Origin of the sequence: Vibrio sp. Y58_MX_L22, assembly GCF_024181865.1 — a bacterium.
GTDB classification, from domain to species: domain Bacteria; phylum Pseudomonadota; class Gammaproteobacteria; order Enterobacterales; family Vibrionaceae; genus Vibrio; species Vibrio alginolyticus.
In genome coordinates, this window is the sequence record NZ_JAMZAN010000007.1 from 61,512 (window position 1) to 86,981 (window position 25,470).

Below are 25,470 nucleotides of genomic sequence, written 5' to 3' on the forward strand. Positions count from 1 at the left end.
GCTTTAATGGTGATACTCCTTATTTAAGGCCATTGAACCTTCTCATACGTGCTGAGTGTATGGGCTAGGGGATTTCTGTGTCTAGAGCATTACATTGATAAGGCGTAAATATCAGAGAAAACTCAAGAATTCATCACATTTCTCTCTTGTTTGAAGCCATCAATGATCATTTTGTGTTCAGAGCCAACACAAAAGAAGCTAACGCCGAGTTCACGCCATTCCCGAGCTTGTTGAGCCGTCGAGACAAACATGCCAACAGGTTTATTGGCGGCTCTGGCCGCTTCGATTACTCGCATACTTGCTTGTGCGACTTTCTCATCATGAACGCTATCAGCACCATAAGCTACAGTGAGATCAACTTGGCCAATGAAGAGCGCATCAATACCTTCAACATTGGCAATCGCTTCAACATTTTCGACCCCTTGAGGGTCTTCAATTTGTGCAATGACAATCGTATTCGCACGGCTGTCTTTTAAGTGTTCAACCATGGGCTTAGTGGCGTATTGCGCTGCTCGACTGGAACCAGCATACCCTCGGCCACCTTCTCCGTAATGGCAGAGTTTCGCCAGTTGCGTCGCTTGCTCAGCAGTACAAACATGGGGAATTTGTACACCCGCCGCGCCACAGTCAAGCGCGTTCAAAATAGTTGAAGGAGCGCTGTCTTGTACTCGTACCACGCACGCGAGGTCATTCGCTCTGGCCGCCATGATGCACAGATCAAGCGAGGAACGATCGAAAGGTGCGTGCTCTACATCCAGTACCACAAAAGGCAACTCTGCCAGTGCCAATACCTCGATAATGTGAGGATGAGGGGTTTTAACAAATGTACCTAATAGCGTTTCTTTAGTCAGACGTTGCTTAAAATTGCTCATAATTCTCTCCTTTGCAAAGGTATGCAAAAACTAACACGGTGAAATGTAAATGATGAGTAAAAATGATGTGATCTAAAACTCATTTTTGATTAAAAATTAAACTCAATCAAGGTCCTTATTACTTACTTTTATTTTTTTAAATTAATCAATACAAAGGCTTAAGGGTGGTTTTTTTGGTTTGTTGACTTAACTTGTCAAATGTTAATTAAGTGTTTAATCTGATTTTGCATTCGTATCCAAAAGCATAAAAATAACCGTTCGTCAGCCTCAATGTTCAAGGAGAAACCCAATGGCACGCATTTTAAAAAACGGAATCACTGAAGAAGCATCAGCATCAAACGACGCAAAAGTGCGTCAGATTGTTGAAAACATTCTTGCTGATATTGAATCGAAAGGTGATAGCGCTGTACGTGAGTTGTCTGAAAAGTTTGATAACTGGTCGCCGGAGCAATTCCGCCTGTCAGAAGAGCAAATCCAAGCCTGTGTGGATGCGCTTGATGAATCGACTCGTCATGATATCGAGTTCGCTCAGCAACAAGTTCGAAACTTTGCTCAAATTCAGCGTGACTCAATGAAAGACGTCGAAGTAGAAACCATGCCTGGTGTGGTACTGGGGCATAAAAATATTCCAGTCAACAGCGTGGGTTGTTACATCCCTGGCGGTAAATACCCATTGGTTGCATCCGCTCACATGAGTGTACTGACGGCGAAAGTCGCGGGCGTAAAACGTGTTATTGCTTGTGCGCCACCGTTTAATGGCCAGCCGAATGTGGCGATTGTCGCTGCGATGGCAATGGCGGGTGCGGATGAAATCTATTGCTTCGGTGGTGTTCAGGCGGTAGGTGCAATGGCTCTGGGGACGGAGACTATTGCACCGGTCGATATGATTGTAGGGCCGGGTAACGCATTTGTAGCAGAGGCAAAACGTCAGTTGTTTGGTCGCGTCGGTATCGATTTGTTTGCAGGCCCAACGGAAACCCTAGTCATTGCCGATGAGAAAGGCTGTGACCCGGAATTGGCAGCGGCAGACTTGCTTGGTCAGGCTGAGCATGGTTACAACTCTCCCGCTGTATTGTTGACCAATAGCGAAACATTTGCGCAAGAAACCATCAAAGAGATCGAACGTCAGTTAACCATTCTCCCAACGGCTGAAGTTGCGGGTAAAGCGTGGGCAGATTACGGACAAGTGATTGTGTGTGATAGCTACGAAGAAATGGTGGAAGTGGCAGACGATATCGCTTCTGAACACGTGCAAGTGATGACGGAAGATCCTAAATACTTCCTAGATAACATGACCAACTACGGTGCCTTGTTCCTAGGTCGTGAAACCAACGTTTCTTACGGCGATAAATGTATTGGTACCAACCATACACTGCCAACGAAGAAAGCGGCGCGATACACCGGTGGTCTTTGGGTAGGTAAATTTATCAAGACCTGTACTTACCAGCGTGTAACGGAAGCTGCGTCGCTAAAAGTCGGTGAGTACTGCTCTCGCTTGTGTGCACTCGAAGGTTTTGCTGGCCACAAAGAGCAAGCGGATATTCGTGTGCGCCGTTACAAAGGCAAAGTGGAAGAGGCGTAATATGTCGAAACTTGCCTTAGTCACAGGCGGCAGTGGCGGACTGGGTGCCGCCATTTGTCGCAAGCTAGCTGAATCGGGATATCGCGTAATTCTGACTTACAACAGTAATCAGAAAGCGGCCGAGGATGTGCTTTCTTCGCTGCCACGTAACGAGCATCTAGCATTCAAACTGAACGTGGCAGATTCTAGTGCGATTGAACAGCTTAAACATCAAGTCAGTGAAATAAGCGACAAGCTGGATCTGTTGGTCAACTGTGCGGGGATGACGAAATTCGTCGCGCACTCTGATTTGCAAAGCTTAGATGACCAGCTGTTTGACCAAATATTCCAAGTGAATGTTCGTGCGCCTTTTGCCATGGTTCGAGCGTTTGAGCCTTGGCTTAAGCAAGCCAATGGTTGTGTGGTGAACATTACCTCTATCGCGGCACAGACTGCGATGGGGAGCAACATTGCTTACTGTGCAAGTAAATCTGCCGCGGAGAACATGACCCGTTCTTTAGCTCGCGCTCTGTCTCCCGAGGTTCGCGTTTTGGCTGTTGCTCCAGGGCTTGTCGACACTGAGTTTGTCAAAGGCTTGGATGACGCATGGCGTAATCAACAAGAACAATCCACACCGCTTAAGCGTTTAGCCAATGATGAAGAAGTCGCTCAAGCCGTGTACGCCGCGGCAGATCTTCTGACCTTCTCGACAGGCAATACCATCGCGGTTGATGGTGGGCGACCTTTAGGTCTGTAACACACTTTCGGTCTGTAACTAACTTTCGGTCTGTAACTAACTTTAGGTTTGTAACTAACAATTCAAAGGCTAGGTCCAAACAAGGACAACAAGGATTTACAATGACTCTACAATCTAAAATGAATAATAACCTGGTCCGCTACATGGAACTGATTCCGGGTACGAGTGCGTTTATTGATGCGCGCACGCCAGGCAGTGATCTCAAAGATAACTTTTGTATTATCGGTGCAGGGGTGGCAGAGAGCAGTCGTCAGCATGTTCATATTCGCGATACGGCGGGCTTTAATATTGGTGCCGCAGGCCAACCGCCGGGCATCAAAAATTCGTTACATTCTCATCGCACCGCTGAGCTTTTCTTGGTGTTCAAAGGTCAGTTCCGTTTTTATTGGGGGAACGATGGAGAGCATGAGGCGGTGTTGTCTCACGGTGACGTCATCTCGATTCCAACCAATCTCTTCCGTGGATTTGAAGTGGTTGGCCGCGATTACGGCTTTATGTTCTCGGTACTTGGCGGCGACGATTCAGGTGGCGGCGTTATTTGGCATCCAAACGTTATTAAAGACAGTCAAGGTTATGGTTTATACCTCAAAGCCGATGGCACACTCGTGGACACCATTAATGGCGACCCGGTGCCACAAGAATCAGAATTGATGCCGCTGCTTACCGAAGAAGAGCTCGCGACCTTCGATACCTACACCGCAGAAGAGATGATGCCATTTGTCGCTCTGCAAAAAGATTATCGTGAAATCAAAGGCGATTTCGGCGGAAGCAACGTGAAACAATACGCCTTAACGGGTCATCCTTTGGCGAGTTATGACTTCCAAGTAAAGAGTGAAGATGAAGTGAGCATCATGGCTTATGAGCTTTCTGAAGGTGGCTCGATTCCTCAACACTGCCGAGAAGAAAAACAAGTGCTTATCAACTTTGATGGCGATACTGAAGTGGTCCTCACGCATCAAGGCGAACAAGCGAGTGTTGTTTTAACGCGCGGTGATGTGCTGAATGTTCCAGAAGGTGCGTCTTATTCACTGACGAACTTGCGTGGTAATAGTTTGACGTATTGCATTCTTGGGTCTGATCAACCAAAGCCGCTGGCAGGAGAATAAAATGACGCAACCCACCTCGTTAGTTTGGCTACCCGGACTACTTTGTGATGGCACATTGTTTGAGGAAGTCAACCGAGCGTTGCCAAGTTGGGTTGAGCCTTCATGCCCGACGCTGGCCTCATTGCCGTCAATGGAACAGCTGGCGCAGAAAGTGTTGCAAGACGCACCGCAGGAGTTTGTCTTGGGTGGCTTATCAATGGGTGGGATTCTTGCCTTTGAGGTGTACCGTCAAGCGCCAAACAGAGTCAAAGGCTTGATCCTCATGGATACCAATGCAGCAGATGAAAAGCCAGAGGTGACACAAAAGCGTGATGCACTGGTTAGCCGTGCGTTAAGTGGTGAGTTTGAACGCATTACGCCTGACACTCTGATGCCTGTGCTGATTCATCCAAGCCGTTTGCAAGACAAAGCGTTAACTGAGCGTATAGAAGGCATGGCGGTCAATGTAGGTTTGGAGGCATTTGAAGCACATGCTAAAGCGTTAGCAACTCGCCCGGATGCTCGACCTTTATTGGCGGACATTCAAGCTCCTACGTTGGTGATAACAGGTAAAGAAGATAAGCTTTGTCCGCTAGACAATCATCTGCTCATGGAGAGATGCATCCCAAACGTCACGCTTCATGTTATCCCTGAGTGTGGGCATCTATCTACGCTTGAGCAGCCTTTAATTATTAGTGAAGTGATGACTACTTGGCTTCAAGATAACTTTGCTTAGTGTTGATAAGAACTTCATCACTCACCACCTTAAGGTTACTTGGGTATAGGTGGTGAGCGATGAGTATTATCAGAAGTAGTAGCGAATACCTGCCGCGAATTGATCATCACGGTTTTCGAATTTGCTGCCATCGTACTGATCTTTACCTAGGTCGAACTGGTATTCAGTCCAAACTAGGAATTTGTTCTTCTGGAAGTGGTATTCAAGACCAGGAATCAGCAAGTTACGCTCGTAGCCTTGTGTCTCGTCACCGCGATCTTCCATGTAGTTGTAGTTCAACGTTGGGCGTAGGCCGTTATCGAAGTGGTAGTAAGTGTAGATTTCGCCACCTAGGGTATCGAACATTACGTCCGTACCGCCTTGGCTCACTGCTTCCCAGTTTTCGCCAACGTGGAAAGTCGCACCTGCGTAGAAGCCACCGTTGCTGTAGTTTGCGCCCAATAGCATGATGCGCATGTTGTCGCCGTTTTCTACGCCAACCACGCTTGCGTCTAGATCCGCAACTTCATTTTGATGGTAAGCCGCACCCAGTGTTACGCCATCAACGGGTTTGTAAGTGATCGAAGCACCCATGCCGTTTTTCAGTGAGGCTGTCGCATTGCTTGCTAGAGCAACACCTTCACGCGTGGTCTGGTAAGTAAAGCCGTAGCTCACTTTTTCATTAATTGAATTACGGTACGTAATTGAGTTTTCCGCACGACCAGCACCGGATGCGATACCCCAGTCAGCTAGGTTGTAAACACCTGAGCCACGAGTACCGAATACACGACCTAAATCGGTGTACCATGCTACGTCGTAGAAGGTAGACCACTGTTTAGTACCCGCAGCAACCTTGCCGTATTTTTCGTGATCAACACCTGCGTATAGCAAGCGGTCGTAAATGTTGTCGCCGTTCGCGCCAGAGTTGTAGCCCCATTCCGCGTGACCGAAACCAGTCCAGCCGTTATCCAGACCCATTTGGCCTTTCAAACCGAAACGTGAGCTGCCGCTGTTCCATTCGCCGTTGTCATCACCGCCACGGTCTTGGTAGCGAAGATCGAAACGGCCATCGATGGTTAGGCTGTCGCCAGCGTCATTAACAAAAGTGTGTGCAGCAAAGGCTGAGCTAGAAGTAAGCGCTGTTAAAATCACTGCAGAAAGGGTCGACTTTTTCATCATCAATCTCATTATTCAGGGCGCAGAAAGCCACCGTGCGTTCATGCCCGTTTTGAATAAGGGTTCTATCTTGAGGTTGTGCCCCATCCTTGAGGCACGAGTTGGGAGCATGTCGCCTGAACCGAGAGGGGATTCAGGCAACATAAAGGCGGGTTGACAATCCGCCCCTAGGACTTCTTATAGAGAAGGGTTTAGGATCTGTTGAGTACGCTCGAACACGTCTAGACCTTGCTGTTTTAGCCAGTAAGGAAGGTCGATCAGTACCCAGTTCTCAGATAGCTTGTCGCCGTCACGGTAGTAAACGTCAACCACTTGCATGTCTGCACGTACTTCACCACCTGTCATACCTAGGAAACCACCGATAGGCGTGTTAGATAGGTTTGGCCAGCCGAAGAAACAAGAGAAGTTACCTTCTGCGAAACGACATACGTGGCCGTTAAACTTCTTGTCTTTTAGGTTGTTACGGAACGGCAATTGGTGCTGCTGTTGGTAACGAGGGATTGTATAAGACGCACCGATACCACATGGACCGTACCAGATCATGTCTTTAGACCAGCTCTTCTCAAGAACTTCTGGTGGGCAACCCATAGCGCCGCTGTCGTTTAGTGCAGATAGGTCATCAACCATCTTGTTCACTAGTGCTAGTGTTGCTACGCCTTCTTCTGGTGCTGCGTCTTCGAACAGTAGACCATCGTGGTTACGAGGACCAGGGTATACGAAGTGCTTACCTGTTGATGGTGGTAGTGGGTAACAACCCGCTTGGTCCATTGCACCTAGAAGGTCTAGGAATAGGCCAGTCTTAGTGATCTTGCCGTTTTCAACACAGTTAAATTCTGCGTAACGGATGTTCATGATTTTGCCAGTTGGGCGCATGCCTAGGTATTCAGCGTCGAATAGACCCATGAAGTGACCCATGCTCATTACCCAGATTTCACCTGATGTGACTTCGTTCTCACCACCGATGAAGATGTCTTGACGACGCTGCATGCGAGTCATTGATTTCATCAAAGGAGCCCAGAAAACGTCAGCCGCTGCTTGAGCGCCTTGTTGCTCACGGAATGGGTAAACACCACGCCATAGGTAATCTTCTGAAGTGTGTGCTTTTAGTACTTCTGCCACGTTCTCGTGAGTTGCGTTTTCCATTGCGCTGAAGTATTCACGTACAACGCGTTTTGCTTCTTGATATTTAGACATAATAAACTCTCTTATTTGCTGTCGAGTCGGCTTTGGGAACAGGACTCGAAATTAAGTTTTTTCATCCGGCCGGGGAGCCAGCCGGAGTTTTTGAAATTCAGTTACGCTTTTGCTGCTTCGGCTTTTTTGCTCTTATCGAACACGCCGCCTTTTAGTGTCTCTGGCAGTGATAGCCATAGAAGACCAGCAAGGATCCATACGATTGGTGAACCCCACATTGCGGTTTGTAGGTCGGTACGTTCTTGGATGAAGATAAGTACCATTGGTGCCCACATACCGAGGATACGACCGCCGTGGAATAGCGCCGCGCCGTAGCTACGTAGGTGTGCTGGGAACAGTTCTGAGAAGTAACCACCCCATACCGCTGAAGAAGACAGGCCGAAGTTGTAAATCAGACCAAGTAGAGCCAGCATGTTTAGGCCGCCAATCACCATGTCGCCAGGTGCAACAAAGAATATTGAAACCATGATGCCCGCTAGGATGAAGCCAAATGCGTTCACCTTACGACCGAATTTGTCAGCTACCCAACCCCAGAACCACGCACCAAACAGTGAACCAAATGCTGAGATAGAGAAGATGAGACCGATAGTTGCACCGTCGAACATACGTACATCACGTAGGTAAGTGGTTACGAAGCCACCAAAGAATTGGAAACCATAGAAGTTAAGGCCAGCCAGTAATAGACAGGTTAGTGTGATCTTACGGTAGGGCTTGCTTAGCATTTCTCCCCAAGAGCCTTTTTTCGCTGGTGCATTTGATTCTTCTGCTTTTGCTTGCTCTTCTTCACCGTAAGCGATCACTTTGCTGTCGCTAGGTAGTACAAAGATCATGACAACAGCGGCTGCCAATGGTGGGATACCACCAACAAGCATTAGGCTTTCCCATGGTGCATCAATGCTTGCAATAAATGCCGCATACGCACCCATTACCATCAGTGCTACAGAGAACATAGAAGACGCGAATGCCGTCAACTTACCACGTACCGTTGGCGTAAATAGGCCGATCATCAAGCTTACTGCCACGGTGAAGTAACCACCCAGTGATAAACCAATGATGAAACGCATTGCTGCCCATGTTGTGTAGTCGGTGAACATCATATTGATGATCGTTGCGCCACCGTTTAGGGCTGTGATGGTAATAAGAGTGGATTTCTTACCAAATTTTGTTGCGAACCAAGCACAGCTCAATGCACCGATGAGTGCACCAACCGACTGCCATGTATAGAACTGGGCAGTGTCTGACAGGCTAATACCATCATACGCTTCAACGATGTATGGGCGTACGTAGTCAATAATTACAAAGTTATAACAATAGAAAAAGTAACCAACCAGTATCGCTAGATAGGCAGCTACCCTTTGAATCATAGGAACTTCGCTCATGTGTCTTTTGGCATTCATGACCGATAAACCTCTATTTCACTTAGGATTTGTTGCTATTCAAACTTAAAGAACACGATCTTATTGTGATCATCTTCGATTTCGTGTCGTGGTGAATCATAGTTTTTTTAAGGTCATTAGATCCGTGATCAATATCAATTTTAAAATGAATGCGTACCCAATTAGTGGTTTTTAGTGATGGGAGTCTCATTAAATCGGTCTTTTTGGCATTTTTGAATATATAACCGTCTATATTGGTGATTGTAGTCACAGTTATGGCGGGATTATCGTTTAGATATGCTTTTTTAAAGTAATATCCAAGCACAAATAATTAGCACCCAGAATTATGGAAACCCTGAAATGGTTACGTACTCAAGTTTTGTGGTGATTGCGTTATATGTAGCAATTACCATACTAATCAGCTATTTAGTGAATAAGCGCTACAGCAATGGTGGCGACTTTTCCACGGGTGGAAAGCAATTTGGTTGGTTTACGGCGGGTGTTTCGATACTTGCGACTTACATTAGTGCGATGACGTTTGTAGGGATGCCTGGTTGGGTTTATAGCTCTGGCATGGAAGCGATGAGTATTCACCTTAACTATCCCATCGTTATCTTTTTCACCGTCATTTTCTTTGTGCCTGTCTTCTATAAGCTGGGTCTGACTTCGATTTATGAATACCTTGAGCACCGCTTTGGGGTGTATGCAAGAACCATCAACTCGATTGTGTTCATTGTGGTTCAATGTATCTCTGCGGGTGTGATTTTGTATGCCGTGGCGCTGATCTTAGTGCAAGTTCTGCCTATCAGTATTTCTGAAGCCATTATCTACATTAGTATTTTCACCGCTTGCTATACCTATGCGGGCGGGATTTCCACGGTTATCTGGACCGATATGTTGCAATCTGCAGTATTGGTGGCAGGCAGCATCGCTATCTTTGCCATTCTAATGACAGAGATTAATGCGGCAGATTACCTTTCTCGTGATCACCTGAATATCATCAACTTAGACTTCGATTTAGGCGTAGATACCACACTCTGGGCAGGCGTGGTTGCCGTGAGCTTTTTGCATTTGAGTGTGTACGGCACCAACCAATTGATCATCCAACGCACGTTAGCGACGAGATGTGAAAAGACGGCGCAGAAGTCGATGCTGTTGTGTGGTTACGGTGCGTTTTTCGTGTACTTGTTCTTCGCGGTACTCGGTGTCCTTCTGAGTGTTTTCTATCAAGATCAATCGTTTGAAAACAGCAACGAAGTGATTTTGGATTTCGTCTTCAACCACACTAACCCAATCGTCGTTGGTTTGATCATTTCCGCATTGGCGGCGGCCGCAATGTCGACCTTGGATTCGACCTACAACTCGATGGCGACCGTCGCAACGTTCGATATCTACAAGCGTTTCGTTCGCAAAAGTGCCGATGATGAGCACTACGAAAAAGTCGCAAGAAAGATGAGTTTGCTTGCGGCGGCTACGGTGGTAGTGCCAGCTCTTCTGGCGGTATCGAATGAATCCGTACTCAAAACCATCGCTAGTCTGACTTCTATCTTTGTTGGTATCCGTTTGGGTTCATTCGTGCTTGGTTTATTCTGGGCGAAAGCCAATGAGAAAGGCGTGATCGTTGGGAGTATCATGAGTGTGATTGCGGTGTTTACTGCGATGTATCTCGACGTGGCTTGGCCGTGGTTCGCGCCAATTGGCACGTTCGTCTTCCTTTTGTTTGGTGTGTTAGTGAGCCGTCGTTGGGGCGCTGTGACTGCCGAGCAACAAGTCTTTATCAATAATCAAAAACATCTTTTTGCAAAGCCAACCGCAAGCCATTACGGGCTATTGGTGTTCGCTGTGGCGACCATCGCCGCTTGTATGGTTCTCCCTGATTGGCTTTATGCTGCATTGTCGTAATAGGTAGGTTTATGCTGTCCATCTTTGATATTTACAAGATTGGTGTGGGCCCTTCTAGCTCTCACACTAATGGTCCAATGATCGCGGGTTACCACTTCACTCGTTTGATTGAATCGAACTTGGCAAAAGTAGTTCGTATTCAAGTCGATTTATATGGCTCACTCTCGTTAACGGGGATTGGTCACCATACTGACCGTGCAACGATTTTGGGTCTGTTGGGTAACAAACCAGATACCATCAAAATCGCTTCTGCGAACAAAGCGATGCGCAAGGCGATTGAAGAGGGCATGATGTCTGTCGATGGCCGTCATGAAATCGAATTCAACTACAAAACGGACATGTTGTTCCATGAAGAGAACCTTCCTCTGCATGAGAATGGCATGACGATTACTGCGTTAGATGCGCATGGCAATCAGGTTGGGTTTGAAACTTACTACTCTATCGGTGGTGGGTTCATCGCAACGGCGGATGAACTGCAAAATGGCAGCGCGACTTCACCCGTAGAAGTTGAGTTTCCATTCTCCAGTGCGGACGAAATGTTGGCACAGGCAGAGAAGAACGGCATGAGCCTTGGCGGCATGATTCTGAAAAACGAACAAGCGTTTCAGGATATGGAAGCCATCAATCAACGTGCAGAACAGATCTGGCGTGTGATGACGCGTTGCATGGAGCGTGGTTTCGAGACAGAAGGTATCTTGGATGGCGGCTTGAACGTGACCCGCCGTGCGCCTAACTTGCTGAAGAAGCTTGAAGCAAATGCAGCAATCGAAAACGATCCAATGGAAATCATGGATTGGATTAACTTGTTTGCTTTTGCTGTGAGTGAAGAAAACGCCGCTGGTGGACAAGTCGTAACGTCTCCAACTAATGGTGCAGCAGGTGTGATTCCGGCGGTATTGATGTACTACCATCGCTTCATCAAAGAGCTGGATACCAAACAACTTAAAGACTTCCTTGCTGTATCCGGTGCGATTGGCATTTTGTACAAAACCAATGCGTCTATCTCGGGTGCTGAAGTAGGCTGTCAGGGCGAAGTTGGCGTGTCTTCCTCTATGGCGGCAGCTGGCCTGACCGCGCTACGTGGTGGCAGCAATGAGCAGATTTGTATTGCGGCCGAGATTGCCATGGAGCACTCACTAGGCATGACTTGTGACCCAATTGGTGGCTTAGTGCAAGTACCGTGTATTGAGCGTAATGCGATGGGGGCAATGAAAGCGATCAATGCTTCTCGCATGGCATTAAAGCGTAATAGTAAATGTTTGATCTCGTTGGATAAAGTGATTGAAACCATGTACCAAACGGGCAAAGACATGAACAAGAAATACCGCGAAACATCACTGGGTGGGTTAGCTTTGATTCACCTAGCGCCACCTTGCGAATAATGAGTTAGGCAAATCTAACCAACAAAAAAGCCGAAGCACTGAGATGCATCGGCTTTTCTTTTTTGGAACGTTTATAACTTAGCTATGCGTTTGCTCACCTTTTGGTGTGCTTTGGTTTGGTTGATAGTGCAAAATCACCATCGAGGTGGGTGACAGCAAGACTTCGCCTTCAGCATGTCCTGGGTTGAGGTTACGTACGTTTGTATCACAGATCGTCACCCATTCTTGCTTTCGCTCATTGGGGAGCTTAAAGCGCGCTGTGGCGTTAGTTTGGTTGATGAGGTAAACCAGCTCTTGTCCTTCTTTACCGATACCAAGGTGAAGTGCGACAGAGCTTAAACGGTTCCAATCATCGTGCTCCATTAAGCGACCGTCTGTACGGCGCCAGAAAATACGGTTGTTATTGCGATTCTCGCCACTGAAAGCTCGGATAAATGGCACCATGTATTGATTTCGGTTGGCGACCATTTGTGACATCCATGCTTTGAAATGTTGCTTACGTTCTGTCTCTTCCCAGTTCAGCCAACTGGTTTCGTTATCTTGGCAATAGGCATTATTGTTACCGCCTTGGGTGTGAGACAGCACGTCAGCAGTGAGGATGTGTGGGATTCCAAAAGCAAACAGCAAGCTAGCAATAAGATTGCGTTTTTGCTTCTCACGCGTGGCGATGATCATCAGATTTTCTGTCTCGCCTTCGACACCGTAGTTTTCTGAACGATTGTCACCGTGACCGTCGCGATTTTCTTCGCCATTAGCTTCATTGTGTTTGTGCTTGTAAGACACTAAATCTTGCAGTGTGAAGCCATCGTGATACGTGATGTAATTTACGGTGAGTTTGTATGGCCAGTTCGCTGCACTGTAAATGTCACGAGAGCCCATTAATCGAGTGGCAAACTCTTTTAAATAGCCTTGATCACCGCGCCAAAAACTGCGGGAAATATCACGCAGTTTGTCATTACATTCGTTCCAACCAAATGGAAAGTTACCCACTTGGTAGCCATTTGGACCAATATCCCAAGGTTCGGCAATCAATTTGGTTTCACGCAAAATTGGGTCTTGCGCAACGGCTTTAAAGAAAGCTGCTTCTGGGTTGTAATCATCGCCCTGTCGACCTAACGTTGCAGCCAAGTCAAAACGGAAGCCATCGACTTTAAATTCGCTAACCCAGTAGCGCAATGTATCCATCACAAGGTTTAAGGCTGGTTGGTAGGTGAGATCCACTGTATTTCCGCAGCCAGTGTAATTGGCGAAGTGGTTGCCATGTTTGATGTAAAAACAGGAGTCGAGGGCTTTCAGGTTGAAAATTGTAGGCCCTTCACCACCTTCAGCAGTGTGGTTGTAAACCACGTCGAGAATCACTTCGATGCCGTTTTTATGCAATTCGCGAATTGTTGTTTTTAATTCCGTAACGGCGTCTTGTTCTGCGTAGCGCGGATCGGGCACCATAAAGAGATAAGGGTTGTATCCCCAATAATTGACCTTTTCCATCTCTAGTAGGTGAGGCTCATGCATGCATGCTGCGACAGGTAGCAATTGCAGCGTGTTGATGTTTTGCTGTTTGTAAAAGGCCAGCATTTCAGGTGATGCAAGACCTAAATAGCGCCCCTTCAGCTTGTCCTCAACCTCAGGGTGGCGTTGGGTAAGCCCTTTGACGTGCGTCTCAAACAACACCATCTCTTCTCTGGGTATACGCGGGTGATCCGTGTTTTGCCAGTCAAAATCATCTTCGATAACGACGCACTTCGGCATATCGAAACTTTTGGCTGGAGAGTAGGGAGGATGATAGTGGAGGGCTTTATCTATTGATTTTGCGTACGGATCAGAAATTAACAGTGGCTCGTCCTTGTGGGAGACAAGATAACCGTATTTTTGCCCCGGCTTAATATCTGGAATAAAAGTATGACGTATGCCAGCGTATTCATTCGGTAAACAGTGAAGCTCGTAGCTGCCATCGTCTGCAAACAATGCCAGTTGAATGTCTTTTACGCCCGGAGCATGAATAGAGAAGTTACAGCCTTCTTTATTCAATGTTGCGCCCAGGGGGTAGGGGCGAGAGAGAAGTCGTGTCATCGGAGATACTTTATTTAATATTTATTGCTACCTTTAGGAAACTATAAGTTAAAAACTTTGTCTTACTAAGGTCAACCACCCTAAATATAAAAATATTCGTGTAATTTAATTACTTTATGTGACGGCTTAGAGTCAAAAATATGAAATGGCTATCACTTTGTAGCGGCTCAAAACCGAACAAACTTACTAATTCCTCCCTAGATTGGTGATCTGACTCGAAAAAACACCATTCGGTAAATTTTCTACTCCCTTCTCATCCCCCTTAAATTAGTTTAGGGCGGAGGAAGTCATCCTTGTACGCCTCGGGTAATCTCACAACTGTTGAAACAAACGGGGATTCGTTCCCATCTTACCTCTCTTTCTTTAGGTGTGTTTTTACTGCCTATATTCACCTAAAAGAGTGAGCAGGGAAGACAGAATTATAAATACCCTTAATGGAGTTAAGAATGAAAAAAGTAAGTGCAATTGCTGCTGCTGTAGCTGCAACTTTAGCTGCTGGTTCTGCATTCGCAGTGGATTTCCACGGTTACATGCGTGCTGGCGTTGGCGTGAACGCTGACGGTGGTCAACAATTAACATTCGAAAAGAACAAGATCGGTCGTCTAGGTAATGAAAGCGATATCTACGGCGAGATTCAACTAGGTAAAGAAGTTTACAACAACAACGGCAAAACGTTCTACGTAGACTCTATGGTTGCAATGACTTCTAACGGTTCAAACGACTGGGAAAGCACTTCTGCTAACTGTGGTTTGGATAACGGCGAAGTGAAATGTGTAGACGATGCACAATTCGCACTACGTCAGTTCAACGTTCAAGCTAAAGGCCTACTAAACTTTGCTCCTGAAGCAACGCTTTGGGCAGGTAAACGCTACTACCAACGTCACGACATTCATATCTCTGACTTCTACTACTGGAACATCTCTGGCGCGGGCGCTGGTGTTGAAGGTATCGAAGCAGGTCCTGGTAAAGTTTCTTTCGCTTGGGTTCGTAACGACCGCGGCGATATCGCAGACCCAGGCAACGATGGTGGCGCAACAAACGTAAACACTCTAGACGTACGTTACGCAGGTCTTCCTCTATGGGACAACGGTTCTCTAGAAATGGGCTTGAACTACGCAATTCTTAACGAAACTGACGCTGCGCCAAACGGCACTAAAGATGCGAAAAACGGTGTAATGTTCACAGCAGAATTGACTCAAGGTCTAGACGCTGGTTTCAACAAAACAGTGCTTCAGTACGGTACTGAAGGTTACTCTAAAACAATGGCATTCTACGGCGACGGTAGCTGGTACGGCGCAGAAGCTGACAACGGTGCATCTGGTTACCGCCTAATCAACTGGGGTGTAATCGGCATGGGCGACAGCTGGGAAATGGGTCACCAGTTAGTGTACGGTGTTGGTGAAGACATGTGGGCTGGCCAAGACAAGTGGGAAACAATGTCTGTTGTTGTTCGTCCAATGTACAAATGGGATGACAACCACAAAACTATTTTCGAAGCTGGTTACGCTATCGACGATAACGACGGCGAAGAAAACAAATACGGTAAGCTAACTGTTGCTCAAGCATGGTCTGCTGGCTCTAGCTTCTGGGCTCGTCCTGAAATCCGTGTTTACGCTTCTTACCTAACGGCTGACAAAGAAGACAACTCAAACACATTTGACAACGGTCGTTCAGACGATACGTTCCAATTCGGTGTACAAGCTGAAGCTTGGTGGTAATCATCTAACCACTAAGTCCTAAATTGTCCTAGAATGATACAGCCAGAACTTATCTGGCTGTATTTATTTAAAAAACAATAAAGAGTCGAGGTAGACAGTAATGAAAAAATGGCTTGCTCCCGTACTGCTGGGCATGTTGGCTACTGGTTGTGCGTCTGTAGAACAAGTAGAGATGAGTCCAAAAGGTCAGCAACAAGTGATCACGCAATCGGGTGATATTCAATGGGTACCGCTTAACGTGCCTGTGGTTACTGAGTTCGCTTTGACTGATAAAAGCCAAATGTTGTTGGATGGTAACAGTGCTGGCGCTATTGCAGCGTTTGCTCTTCCAGGTAACCGTGGCAGTCTCGATATCAAATTAGAGACATTCGTAAGTAAAGAACTTCAATTTTATGCTCCTAATGTCGCAGTGATGAACTCGGCAGGAGAAACCATTTACCAAGCAGATTTTTCAAAGTTTAAGTACGAACCAGCAAAACTGTTGGACAACGATAAATTCGTACTTGATCTCAATGTGATTCCAGACATGACAGGTAACGATCTGCATGTGTTGGTTTACACGACTTCCGCCGATCTAAAAGGAAGTACACAAGTTTTACACCCTGCAAAAGCCTTCGCCATGGCGCGTCACACTCAGCCGCCAGATATTGCAGACCCTCTAGCGAAACATAGCCCACTCGGTCAGTTCCGCTTTTCGGTATCCGCGAATGATATTGTGAATACTAAGATTGTTGCGAAAAACGACAACATTCCCCAAGGTACGGACCTTACTAGCTACTACTACAGCTCCATTGAAGCGGCAGTCGCAGCGAATGATATTCCGAAAGCGCTCACTTTGCTTGATGAAGCAAAAGAGCTGGGTATCGAAGGTGCACAACAAGTGTTTGTGAAAGCCGTAAATAGAAAATAATCAGATAAAAAAAGGTCAGCGAAATGCTGACCTTTTTCATAGAAAATAAACTAATAAAAATACCCCTACATAGAGTTACCTTATTCACATAATTATTTTTATTACTTTGTTTTTTATATAGGTTGGATCAATAATTAATGGCAGTTCCTAATTTATTTTTTGTACTTAGGAAATAAACAAACTTCTCGAAGTGATTTAAATTCGCAATCTGACAATATTTATTTGGCGTTTGATATTTCCATTTTAATAACGATTAATATTTCTTTTAACCGTTGAGTTTATTTTGCTTTGGATATACTAAAAAGGAATTACGTGAAATGAACATGATGAAGACCTCTCTTGCTGCTGCCCTACTTGTTGCCTTAGTAGGTTGTCAATCGACGGCAGAACCAGAAGCGGCCGCAGAGCCTGTTGTTAATATGTCTCAAGACGAAGTGGTTGCTTTCATGAAAGCGTGTGACAACCCAGATAGCACAGCAAAAGGACCTATTTCTAAACCACTATTTGTGGTGGGTACTTTTGCGGATTCCGATTGGAAACACGTGCCTCAGCGTCAATACACCTACAAAGGGAATAATTTCTACCAAGCCGTGGTTCAAGAAAAAGTAGGCTCCTACAAAATGCAGTACGCGACCGAGTTGTGGTTCCCACAATTTACCGCAAAAGGTAATAGAATGAACGTTGGTGAATTAACACCATTAACATTTGGTGGTTATGGTACGGATACTTCGGTTGATATTAAAGAAGATGGTAAATATGTATGGAGTCTTCAGTTTGAAGGAAAAGGTAAACCTGTTAATGTCATGGTAAATAAGTGCCAATAATATTCCATTCAGTTATTTAAAATCTATTTTTATTTATTAACCCCTGCATGAAACACATGTCGGGGTTAATTTTATTACTCAAATTTCCGTAGTTTATTTGAGTAAGTTAGGGAGAATAAAATGCGTAATATCCTACGTAACCATCGCCTGCCTCGATCGTTGCTTGCGTTAAGTGTGATTGGTGCTTTATCTGCGTGTAATTCTTCTGGTGGTGGCGACACTAATAGCAGCACTCCGCTACCGGATACCAGTTATGCTTGCCAAGCCAATGTCATGGCGCAAAGTAACCAACTTCGTACTTATCAAATCATGGTAGAGAGTTTTGTGGATGGTGATGCGAGCATTGGTCACGGTACAGGTTATGGCACCAGCCATCATAACGGCGATTTGCAAGGAGTGATTGATTCACTCGATTACATCCAAGATTTAGGGATGAACGCGATTTGGTTGACGCCAGTTTTTGAATCGGAAGCGATAGCGGGCCAAGAGCACTGGGCCGATCGTCTGGATGCCACGGGCTACTTTGCAACGGATTACTTCACCATTGATCCACGTTTTGGTGATTTAGAAACGGCGAGAACCTTGGTCGAGGAAGCACACAAACGCGGCTTATACGTGTTTTTTGATGGTGTATTTGGTCATCACAAAGATGGTTTGATCAAACCATCTCCTTCCGGTTTGTTGCCATCGGGATCGAGCAATCCCGTTGATTACCCGGCCAGTCTCGATTTCTACAAAGAAGTGGCAACGTATTGGATCAAAGAACTGAAGATTGACGGCTGGCGTTTAGATCAAGCCTATCAAGTTCCGACAGACGCTTGGACACAACTTCGTAAAGCCGTCGATGAAGCCTCACAAAGTGTGACGTACACCAATAGCAAAGGCGAACAAGTGAATCCGTTGGGCTATATGGTGGCAGAGATTTGGAAAGGGGAGTCTGAGATCGCGAATGAGGCGTATGGATCGAACAGCGATCCAGCACTGTGCTCTGCATTTGATTTTCCTATGCGCTATCGCATCGTTGAAACTTTGGCCGTGAATGAGAGTGGCGTGGGTGGTCGCGGTGTGGATTGGCTAGACAACGGTTACAGCACACACAACCAATATCCAACACATGCGCAGCCGAATTTGATGATCGGCAACCATGATTTAGTGCGCTTTGGTGACTTGTTACAGCGTGGAAACTTGGCGGATGTGAATGATGCAGAATATTGGTTACGCCATAAAGCCGCGTTTGCTTTCCAAGCGGCGTACACCGGGCCAATCACGTTGTACTACGGTGATGAAATCGGGGATCAAGTGGATGGTTTTGCCGTAAAAGAAGACAACAGCACCTGCGCCATTCAAGGTTTGTGCGATGATCACGTTGCGCGCAGCAGTGCGAAAATTGAAGGCGTGACGGCGACGCTTGATGCAAACCAAGCCGATCTCAAATCTTATGTGACATCGCTGATGACAATGCGCGATGCGCATCCTGCACTTTATCAGGGGTCACGCACGAATTTAGTTGCGAGTAACGGCAGTTATGTGGATTTGAAACAATCTGGTTCGGACAAAGTCTTGTTTGCGCTAAATACCTTAGAGAGCGCTAGAAGCGTCACTCTTACTCAGGAGAGTGTTGGTACTGGTGAGTTGGTGGATTTGCTCACGAATGAAAAAATTACTCCGAGTAATGGTCAATATCAGATTCTGATGTCGCCACTACAAGGACGATTCTTTGCGGTAAAACCTTAAGGAATTATTCAGAATTGATGCTCACCAGTTGAGCTGACCACAAGCTTTCTTATAAACAAGCCAAGTGTTGTTGCTGACCCCCATAGGCGCACACTTGGCTTTTTTCTGTCTGTTTTACTTTTCCCTTAATGGTTTTGCGACGATGTAGCCAACAAGTTGCTTCGCTTTTTGTATTGGCGTTTGTTTTCAGCAGATGGATATTTGTGAGATAAGCTGCACATTAAAAAGTAAATTAACACTTGTGCAACGTAAAAATGTGACTGAAGGATTACTTATGCCCCACTAATATGTTTATCGTGTTTGGGATTTATATAACTAATGGAAAAGTATAATGAAATCCATAACGAACTCCCTCTGTCTCCTTGCTGCTGTTAGCTCGCCGTTTGCATATAGCCAAATTATCAACGGTGACTTTGAACAGTGGAATGGCAATGTACCTACGCAGTGGTCAGAGATTGACGCTGGCATTGCAGTGTCGCCAAGCAGCGAGCAAATCAAATCGGGTGGTCTGGCTGCCCAGGTCGTCGTGAATACAGGTACCCAAAGCAACACCGACTTTTTGCAACCCATTAATGTGGAGCAAGGGAAAACCTATCCGTTTTCTGTCTCGGTTTATCATACCGAAGGAAATGTAAAAGCACGTCTGGTGGTTGATGGTTATCACAATTACTCGAACCCACAACAGATAAACCAGTGGCAAGAGCTCGCGCACAACTACACAGCGAGCTCGAACAAGACCATCAACGTCGGTTTGCGTTTTTACGATGAAGCCAGTTTTGATGGCTCAGAAGTTGTCTACGTCGATAATTTTCAACCGACTGAGACGAGTACACAACCTCCTGTAGAAAGTTGTAGTGATCACCAAGTGGTCTTGACTCTCACAACAGATAATTATGGTTCAGAAACTAGCTGGACGTTAAAAAACAACCAAGCTGAAGTACTGTTTTCTGGTCAGGGATATGAGTCAGCAATCACCATTGAAAAGAGCATGTGCTTAGCTGACGGTAACTACCAATTCACGATTCAAGACGAGTATGGTGACGGCATTTGTTGTGGCAGTGGCGCGGGGTCGTACACGCTGACTGAGGGAGATAAGACTCTTGCTTCTGGCGCTGAATTCTCGAAAAGTGAAACCACCGATTTTAACTTAGGTGACACAACGACGACCCCACCAGTGGTTGATGGTTACTATCAAGCGGCATCTGGTAAGACGGGATACGCTCTAAAAACAGCGTTGTTTAACATTATCAATAATCACTCCAGCCGAGGCTATTCTGCGGTCTGGACCTTGGTAAAAGATGCCGATATTGATCGTTATTATGAAAATGATGGCTCTATTCTCGATATGTACTCTGAAAAGCCATCTGCTAGCGATACAGTAAGCTTTACCAAAGTCACAGACCAATGTGGCCAATACAAAACGGAAGGGGATTGCTACAACCGTGAGCACTCTTTTCCGAAAAGCTGGTTTGGCGGTAAGGTTGAGCCGATGAACTCAGACGGTCATCACTTGTTTGCGACTGATGGTTATGTAAACGCGAAGCGCAGTAATTGGCCATTTGGTGAAGTGGGCACCGCGACCTACGTGTCTAGTAATGGCTCTAAACTTGGCCAAGCAAGCACTAGTCTGGGCTACTCCGGTACGGTGTTTGAGCCGATTGATGAGTTTAAGGGCGACTTCGCCCGTGCTTATTTCTACATGGCGACCCGTTATGAAAATGTTGTAGGTAATTGGGAAGGTAACTCAAGCAATGCGGATGCTGTCCTTGATGGTTCAAGTTCGACGGTTTTTGAACCTTGGGTGTTAAACATGCTTAAGCGTTGGCACAAAAATGATCCCGTTAGTGAAAAAGAACGAAATCGCAATCAACAAGTGTTTGATTTTCAGGGCAATCGTAATCCATTCATTGATCATCCTGAGTTTGTTGAACAGATTTGGGGAAACTAACACCTTTTTGATTTTGGTATCCACCATTTAGTGACGCCAACAAAACAAAGGGGAAGCGTGATGCTTCCCCTTTTTCATTACGGATGTTTTTAAATGAAACTAGTTTTTGGTTACCGTCACGATTGGCGCCGACTTGTCAGCCGCGTTGAAGTGGAAGTTGTAATTTCCTGCTTCTGCAATCGCAATTTTCAGGTTTGCACTACCGCCACCGACTTCCATCGTTAGCGCTTTACCAAGCTCAACACTGCCTTCGCCACCGAAGTTGGTGTCTGCTGCCCAGTCTGCGCTCGCAACTTTCATCTCGTAGTTGCCCGCCGCTAGGGTAATGTCTAGCGAGTAAACGTCATTTGCTACATAGCTGAACTTCGCAGTTGAGTCTTGTGCTGGAGCATCCCATGTAGTGATAGTGCCACGTAAGTAAAGTGCTGTTTCACCGAATGTTGGTGCATCTGCTGACTTGGTCACTGACACGACCGGTTTTTCTACGCTTTCATCTTGAACATGTAGCGCGTTCAGAGTGAAGTTGTACTTACCTGTTTCAGCAACAGACAGCTTACAGTTACCTTCTGAACCTAAGTCTAGTGAACCAGAAGCTATATTCGCAATATCACAACCGATGTTTGGATTTGCCCAACCAGAGTCCGCGAATTTGAACTCGTGCTCACCTGCTTCAAGAACGCCAGTTACAGAGTACATGCCGTTGCCAATAAAGGTCATCGCCCAATCACTGCTATCAGACCACTCGTTCATCGTGCCTTTCACGTAAACAACGGTTTCGCCGTAAGGAGGAATGCTCGATACGTCTTTGTTATCCGTGTTTACTGGCAGGCCAGCACCTTGTGCGCCGTCTTGTGGCTGCACGAATACCGCTGTTGTCAGTGCTGGTACTGTGAACGTTTCATTGGTGAAGCTTGCACCTTTCACGATGTCATCCGCAGAGTTTTGTTGAACTTCATGTAACTCGAAACCAGTTGCGCCAGCAACTTTGAAAGACTTCTCAGTTGATGTTGAGTTCACAACGGCCACAACAGCATCGTAGTTCGAATCTAAATCGGCACCTGCTGATGTACCATCGTCGATAGACATCACAATCAAGCCTTCCACTTGGTCTTTCCCTACGTTGCGGAAGTCCACACGGTTCATCACTTCTTGCGCGGTATCTAGGCGGAACAGTTCGCTTGTGCTACGGATTTTTAGTAGCTCTAGGAATTGTTGCTTAGTCAGCTCGATGTCGGTTGAATCTGGTTTCGCCGTGCTGTCACCAACGATGGTTTTGATCAGCTCCCAGTTTGCACCGTCTTTGTCTTCACGTGGTAGACCAACGTTCCAGTTATTGTCGCTTCCGTCGAAGAATACACGGTTGAACCAGTCACCAGAATCGTACGAGTCGCGCTGCATGGATTTAGAGCGCAATAGCTCAGAACCCATGTGGATGAATGGAATGCCTTGACCAAGCATCACCGTTGATAGGGACACAGACTGCATACGTGCACGCTCGGCAGATGAAGTGCCTGTCGCAATCTTGTAGGCGTTGTTATCCCACAATGTTTGGTTGTCGTGCTTAGACACGTAAGAGATGTTCTCTGATGGCACTTTTGTGTAGCCTGCAGGCGCACCATTGTAATCAACGTTCTTACCCAGTTTGGTTTCGCCTTTGTAATCAAGAAGGATGTAATCAGCCAAGTTACCAGCCATACCTAGACGAACCAGATCTTGGTTGTGTAAACGACCATTCACCGACTCTGCGTCAGTTTTGGTTTCTTCGTTAGGATAAGCGGCGTTACCAAAGCCTTGGTTAAAGCGAAGTGGGTGCTTACCTTCAGAATCTACACCGCCATCAAACGGGCTTCCGCCACGAACTGCGTCACGCAGACGATCAGAGAAAGTACCGATTTCTGTTCCCGCCATGTTGACTTGTGTTGCCTGATCGAAGCGAGCGTTTTGCGCGACTTCACCAAAGTCCCAACCTTCGCCGTAGAACAAGGTATTCGGGTCAATTTCACGGACTTTTTCAAGTGCGTAAACCATCACATCTTTCGGCTGGTGGCCCATAAGGTCAAAACGGAAACCATCGACTTTATAGTCATCCGCCCATACCATCAATGAGTCAACCATTAGTTTACCCATCATCAAGTTCTCGGTTGCGGTGTTATCACAACAGGTTGAGTTTTCGACTCCGCCAGTGTTGACGTTTAGACGGTGGTAGTACCCAGGGACAATCTTATCCAGTACTGATTTTTCGTTCACACCAGATGCATTTGTGTGGTTGTACACGACGTCCATGACCAGTTTCAGATCCATTTTATGCGTCGCTTGAACCATTTCGCGGAACTCAATAATACGCTTAGACCCGTTAGGATCGGTCGCATAGCTGCCTTCTGGCACGGTGTAGTGGTAAGGGTCGTAACCCCAGTTGAAGCTGTCTAGCATGCGAAGATCGTTCATCAACGCTTGTGCTTTGCCCGTTGTTGGGTCGTAGCTATTTAATACCTCTTCAATCACTTTGCCGTCATCTTCGGTCTCACAAATGGAGGCTTCTGGCTTGATGCCACAAAGCTTACCCACGGTGTCGGTGATATCGACTCGCTGGTCAGCGTCTTCATCCACTGTTGCAATATCAAATGCAGGTAGGATATGTAGCGTTGTTAGGCCTGCATCTTTTAAGGCTTTTAAGTGAGAAACAGACTCACGCTCAGTTTCTGTAAGGGCAAGATATTTGCCATCAAGACTTGGTGTGCCTTTGCTGTCGTTAAAGCTGAAATCACGAATGTGTGACTCGTAAAGGACGTGGTCTTCGTCTTTTTTAACCGTTGGGCGTGCGTAGTTTTTCCAATCTTGAGGCATTAAGCTTGGATCATCTAAATCAACCACTTGCGAGTATCGTGAGTTCTTAGACAAGCTCATTGAATATGGGTCTGTTACCAAACGCGTTTCAACGACGCCAGTTGTTGGGTGGTATACCTTAACTTGGTAGCGATAGTATTTGTTGACAACGTTGCTTTGTGCCTCAGAAACCCAGATACCTGTTGCTGGGTCTTCCGTCATGGCAACGGTCGCTTCTTCTGCTAAGTTTTCATCGTAGATTATCAGAGCAACATCTTGGGCAGTTGGTGCCCATAGTTTGAAGGTTGCGGCACCGCCTTCCACAATCGCACCGAGTTCTTGACCGATCGCGTTACCTGCCTTGGAATCGGCAAACACCGCATCCAAAACGCCCGGTTTTTGCACTTCAGTTGCAGAAATGACGTCACCATTTGCGTTGTAAGCCACCATAACGATTTGTGACTTCAGGATCGTACGCAAGGTCGCGTCATCGACATCGATACCCGCAGCTTGAAGGCTAGCAAGGTGACGGAAGCGTGATTTTAGTCCATCAGATAACTCACCAGCTTTTGTCAGCTCAACCGCAGTACCGCCAGAGATTTGCTTGTCTTCATCCATTTTGATGTCATTGCTAAGGCTGTAGAACAGCTTCATGGAATCCGCACTGGTCGCCGCTTCCCATGCAATGGTGTTGGCGTCTAACCAATGGGCTTTTTGACCATCAATATCAACAGGGCGCTCTTCTATTGGCTCGTAGTAAAGTTCACTGCTGCCGTGGAAGCCAAACAAACCTTTCGATTCGCCGATTTTCGTCAACTCTACTTTTGAGTTTGCGCTGCCGAACGCTTTCTCATCACCTTTGTGCAGAATGAAGTTCATGCATTCGTGTGGGTCAGAGGCGTCAGGGTTTATTTTCAGTACGTAGTAAGCACCGTAGGTGTCGTTGATGCCATCGAATGGGTGTGGCGCAGACCAATCCGTTCCTGTTCCCGGAATGCCCATTGCGTCTAAATCTGTGCTGGTACAGCCCTCACCGTTCCATAGGTGCAAGCCCCAACCTTCGTAGTCGCTTGCTGTTGAAGCTGATGCTACGTCACGTTTGTAATAAATGACGACTTCGTTCTCTCCCGCAGGGTACAAGCCTGAGCCAGGGTTCGTCGTATCTTCGTTCGTGCTATCACTACCACAACCGCTGATTACCGCGACGGAAATCAAAGGCAGTACGGTTTTGGCAATTGTTGATAATTTAAATGTCTTATTGTCCACGTTTACAAATCCATTGTTATTGAATTGATATTGAGCTGCGCGCTGCCTTCGCTGACTCAATCATCAAGAAGGTTTTGCACACGCTAGAAAGGCAGATGCCAAAAAAGGAAATGTTCAATTAGATGCTAATACACTGAATCATCAGCAAAATGTGAGA

The 25,470-nt window shown here is 46.3% G+C and carries 17 protein-coding genes; 11 read left to right on the plus strand and 6 right to left on the minus strand.

From position 1 onward, the window contains the following. Positions 1-122: 122 nt before the first annotated feature. Entirely contained in the window at positions 123-872 is a 750-nt protein-coding gene (locus NL626_RS16580; protein WP_253657549.1) for an HpcH/HpaI aldolase/citrate lyase family protein, read from the minus strand. A gap of 289 nt (positions 873-1,161) precedes the next feature. Here NL626_RS16580 and hisD point away from each other — a divergent pair, with 289 nt between their 5' ends. The 4 genes from hisD to NL626_RS16600 all read left to right on the plus strand — a co-directional run bounded on the left by hisD (position 1,162) and on the right by NL626_RS16600 (position 5,011). Continuing rightward, complete coding sequence (gene hisD / locus NL626_RS16585; protein WP_005374756.1) at positions 1,162-2,454, plus strand: histidinol dehydrogenase; 1,293 nt, start codon at positions 1,162-1,164, stop codon at positions 2,452-2,454. Position 2,455: 1 nt separating this feature from the next. Then, complete coding sequence (locus NL626_RS16590; RefSeq protein WP_025768659.1) at positions 2,456-3,190, plus strand: SDR family NAD(P)-dependent oxidoreductase; 735 nt, start codon at positions 2,456-2,458, stop codon at positions 3,188-3,190. A 101-nt stretch (positions 3,191-3,291) separates the two neighbouring features. Beyond that, positions 3,292-4,296, plus strand: a complete 1,005-nt coding sequence (locus NL626_RS16595) for a cupin (RefSeq protein WP_005374765.1) — start codon at positions 3,292-3,294, stop codon at positions 4,294-4,296. Position 4,297: 1 nt separating this feature from the next. Then, a complete protein-coding gene (locus NL626_RS16600) occupies positions 4,298-5,011 on the plus strand; it encodes an alpha/beta fold hydrolase (protein WP_138939483.1) in 714 nt (237 codons plus the stop codon). A 69-nt stretch (positions 5,012-5,080) separates the two neighbouring features. On the opposite strand, the gene NL626_RS16605 is transcribed toward NL626_RS16600, so the two are convergent. The 3 genes from NL626_RS16605 to NL626_RS16615 form a co-directional block, all read right to left on the minus strand. After that, positions 5,081-6,166 carry a porin gene (locus NL626_RS16605; RefSeq protein ID WP_253657583.1) on the minus strand — a complete coding sequence of 362 codons (1,086 nt, stop codon included), beginning with the start codon at positions 6,164-6,166 and terminating at the stop codon, positions 5,081-5,083. Positions 6,167-6,343: 177 nt separating this feature from the next. After that, the gene (locus NL626_RS16610) at positions 6,344-7,360 is read right to left on the minus strand and encodes a nuclear transport factor 2 family protein (protein WP_005374772.1); all 1,017 of its coding nucleotides are present in this window, start codon (positions 7,358-7,360) and stop codon (positions 6,344-6,346) included. Positions 7,361-7,461: 101 nt separating this feature from the next. Next, complete coding sequence (locus NL626_RS16615) at positions 7,462-8,757, minus strand: MFS transporter (protein WP_017634479.1); 1,296 nt, start codon at positions 8,755-8,757, stop codon at positions 7,462-7,464. A gap of 339 nt (positions 8,758-9,096) precedes the next feature. Here NL626_RS16615 and NL626_RS16620 point away from each other — a divergent pair, with 339 nt between their 5' ends. Then, positions 9,097-10,638, plus strand: a complete 1,542-nt coding sequence (locus NL626_RS16620; RefSeq protein ID WP_182038112.1) for a sodium:solute symporter — start codon at positions 9,097-9,099, stop codon at positions 10,636-10,638. An 11-nt stretch (positions 10,639-10,649) separates the two neighbouring features. Next, positions 10,650-12,020 (plus strand): L-serine ammonia-lyase, encoded by a 1,371-nt coding sequence (locus NL626_RS16625; RefSeq protein ID WP_045484172.1) that lies wholly within the window; start codon positions 10,650-10,652, stop codon positions 12,018-12,020. A 78-nt stretch (positions 12,021-12,098) separates the two neighbouring features. On the opposite strand, the gene glgX is transcribed toward NL626_RS16625, so the two are convergent. Next, a complete protein-coding gene (glgX, locus tag NL626_RS16630; protein ID WP_167415831.1) occupies positions 12,099-14,090 on the minus strand; it encodes a glycogen debranching protein GlgX in 1,992 nt (663 codons plus the stop codon). 446 nt (positions 14,091-14,536) lie between these two features. On the opposite strand from glgX, the gene NL626_RS16635 reads away from it, so the two are divergent. The 5 genes from NL626_RS16635 (at position 14,537) to NL626_RS16655 (ending at position 21,224) form a co-directional block, all read left to right on the plus strand. Next, the gene (locus tag NL626_RS16635; RefSeq protein ID WP_005374784.1) at positions 14,537-15,808 is read left to right on the plus strand and encodes a maltoporin; all 1,272 of its coding nucleotides are present in this window, start codon (positions 14,537-14,539) and stop codon (positions 15,806-15,808) included. Positions 15,809-15,908: 100 nt separating this feature from the next. Continuing rightward, positions 15,909-16,718, plus strand: a complete 810-nt coding sequence (locus tag NL626_RS16640; RefSeq protein ID WP_005374786.1) for a MalM family protein — start codon at positions 15,909-15,911, stop codon at positions 16,716-16,718. Positions 16,719-17,035: 317 nt separating this feature from the next. Continuing rightward, positions 17,036-17,542 (plus strand): glycosidase, encoded by a 507-nt coding sequence (locus tag NL626_RS16645; protein WP_253657550.1) that lies wholly within the window; start codon positions 17,036-17,038, stop codon positions 17,540-17,542. Positions 17,543-17,662: 120 nt separating this feature from the next. Next, positions 17,663-19,276, plus strand: a complete 1,614-nt coding sequence (locus NL626_RS16650) for an alpha-amylase family glycosyl hydrolase (RefSeq protein WP_253657551.1) — start codon at positions 17,663-17,665, stop codon at positions 19,274-19,276. Between the two features lie 331 nt (positions 19,277-19,607). After that, a complete protein-coding gene (locus NL626_RS16655; RefSeq protein WP_253657552.1) occupies positions 19,608-21,224 on the plus strand; it encodes an endonuclease in 1,617 nt (538 codons plus the stop codon). Between the two features lie 99 nt (positions 21,225-21,323). Here the strand turns inward: NL626_RS16655 and pulA are convergent, their stop codons facing one another. Continuing rightward, positions 21,324-25,313: a pullulanase-type alpha-1,6-glucosidase gene (pulA, locus tag NL626_RS16660; RefSeq protein ID WP_253657553.1), complete on the minus strand. Its 3,990-nt coding sequence runs from the start codon at positions 25,311-25,313 to the stop codon at positions 21,324-21,326. Between the last annotated feature and the right edge of the window lie 157 nt (positions 25,314-25,470).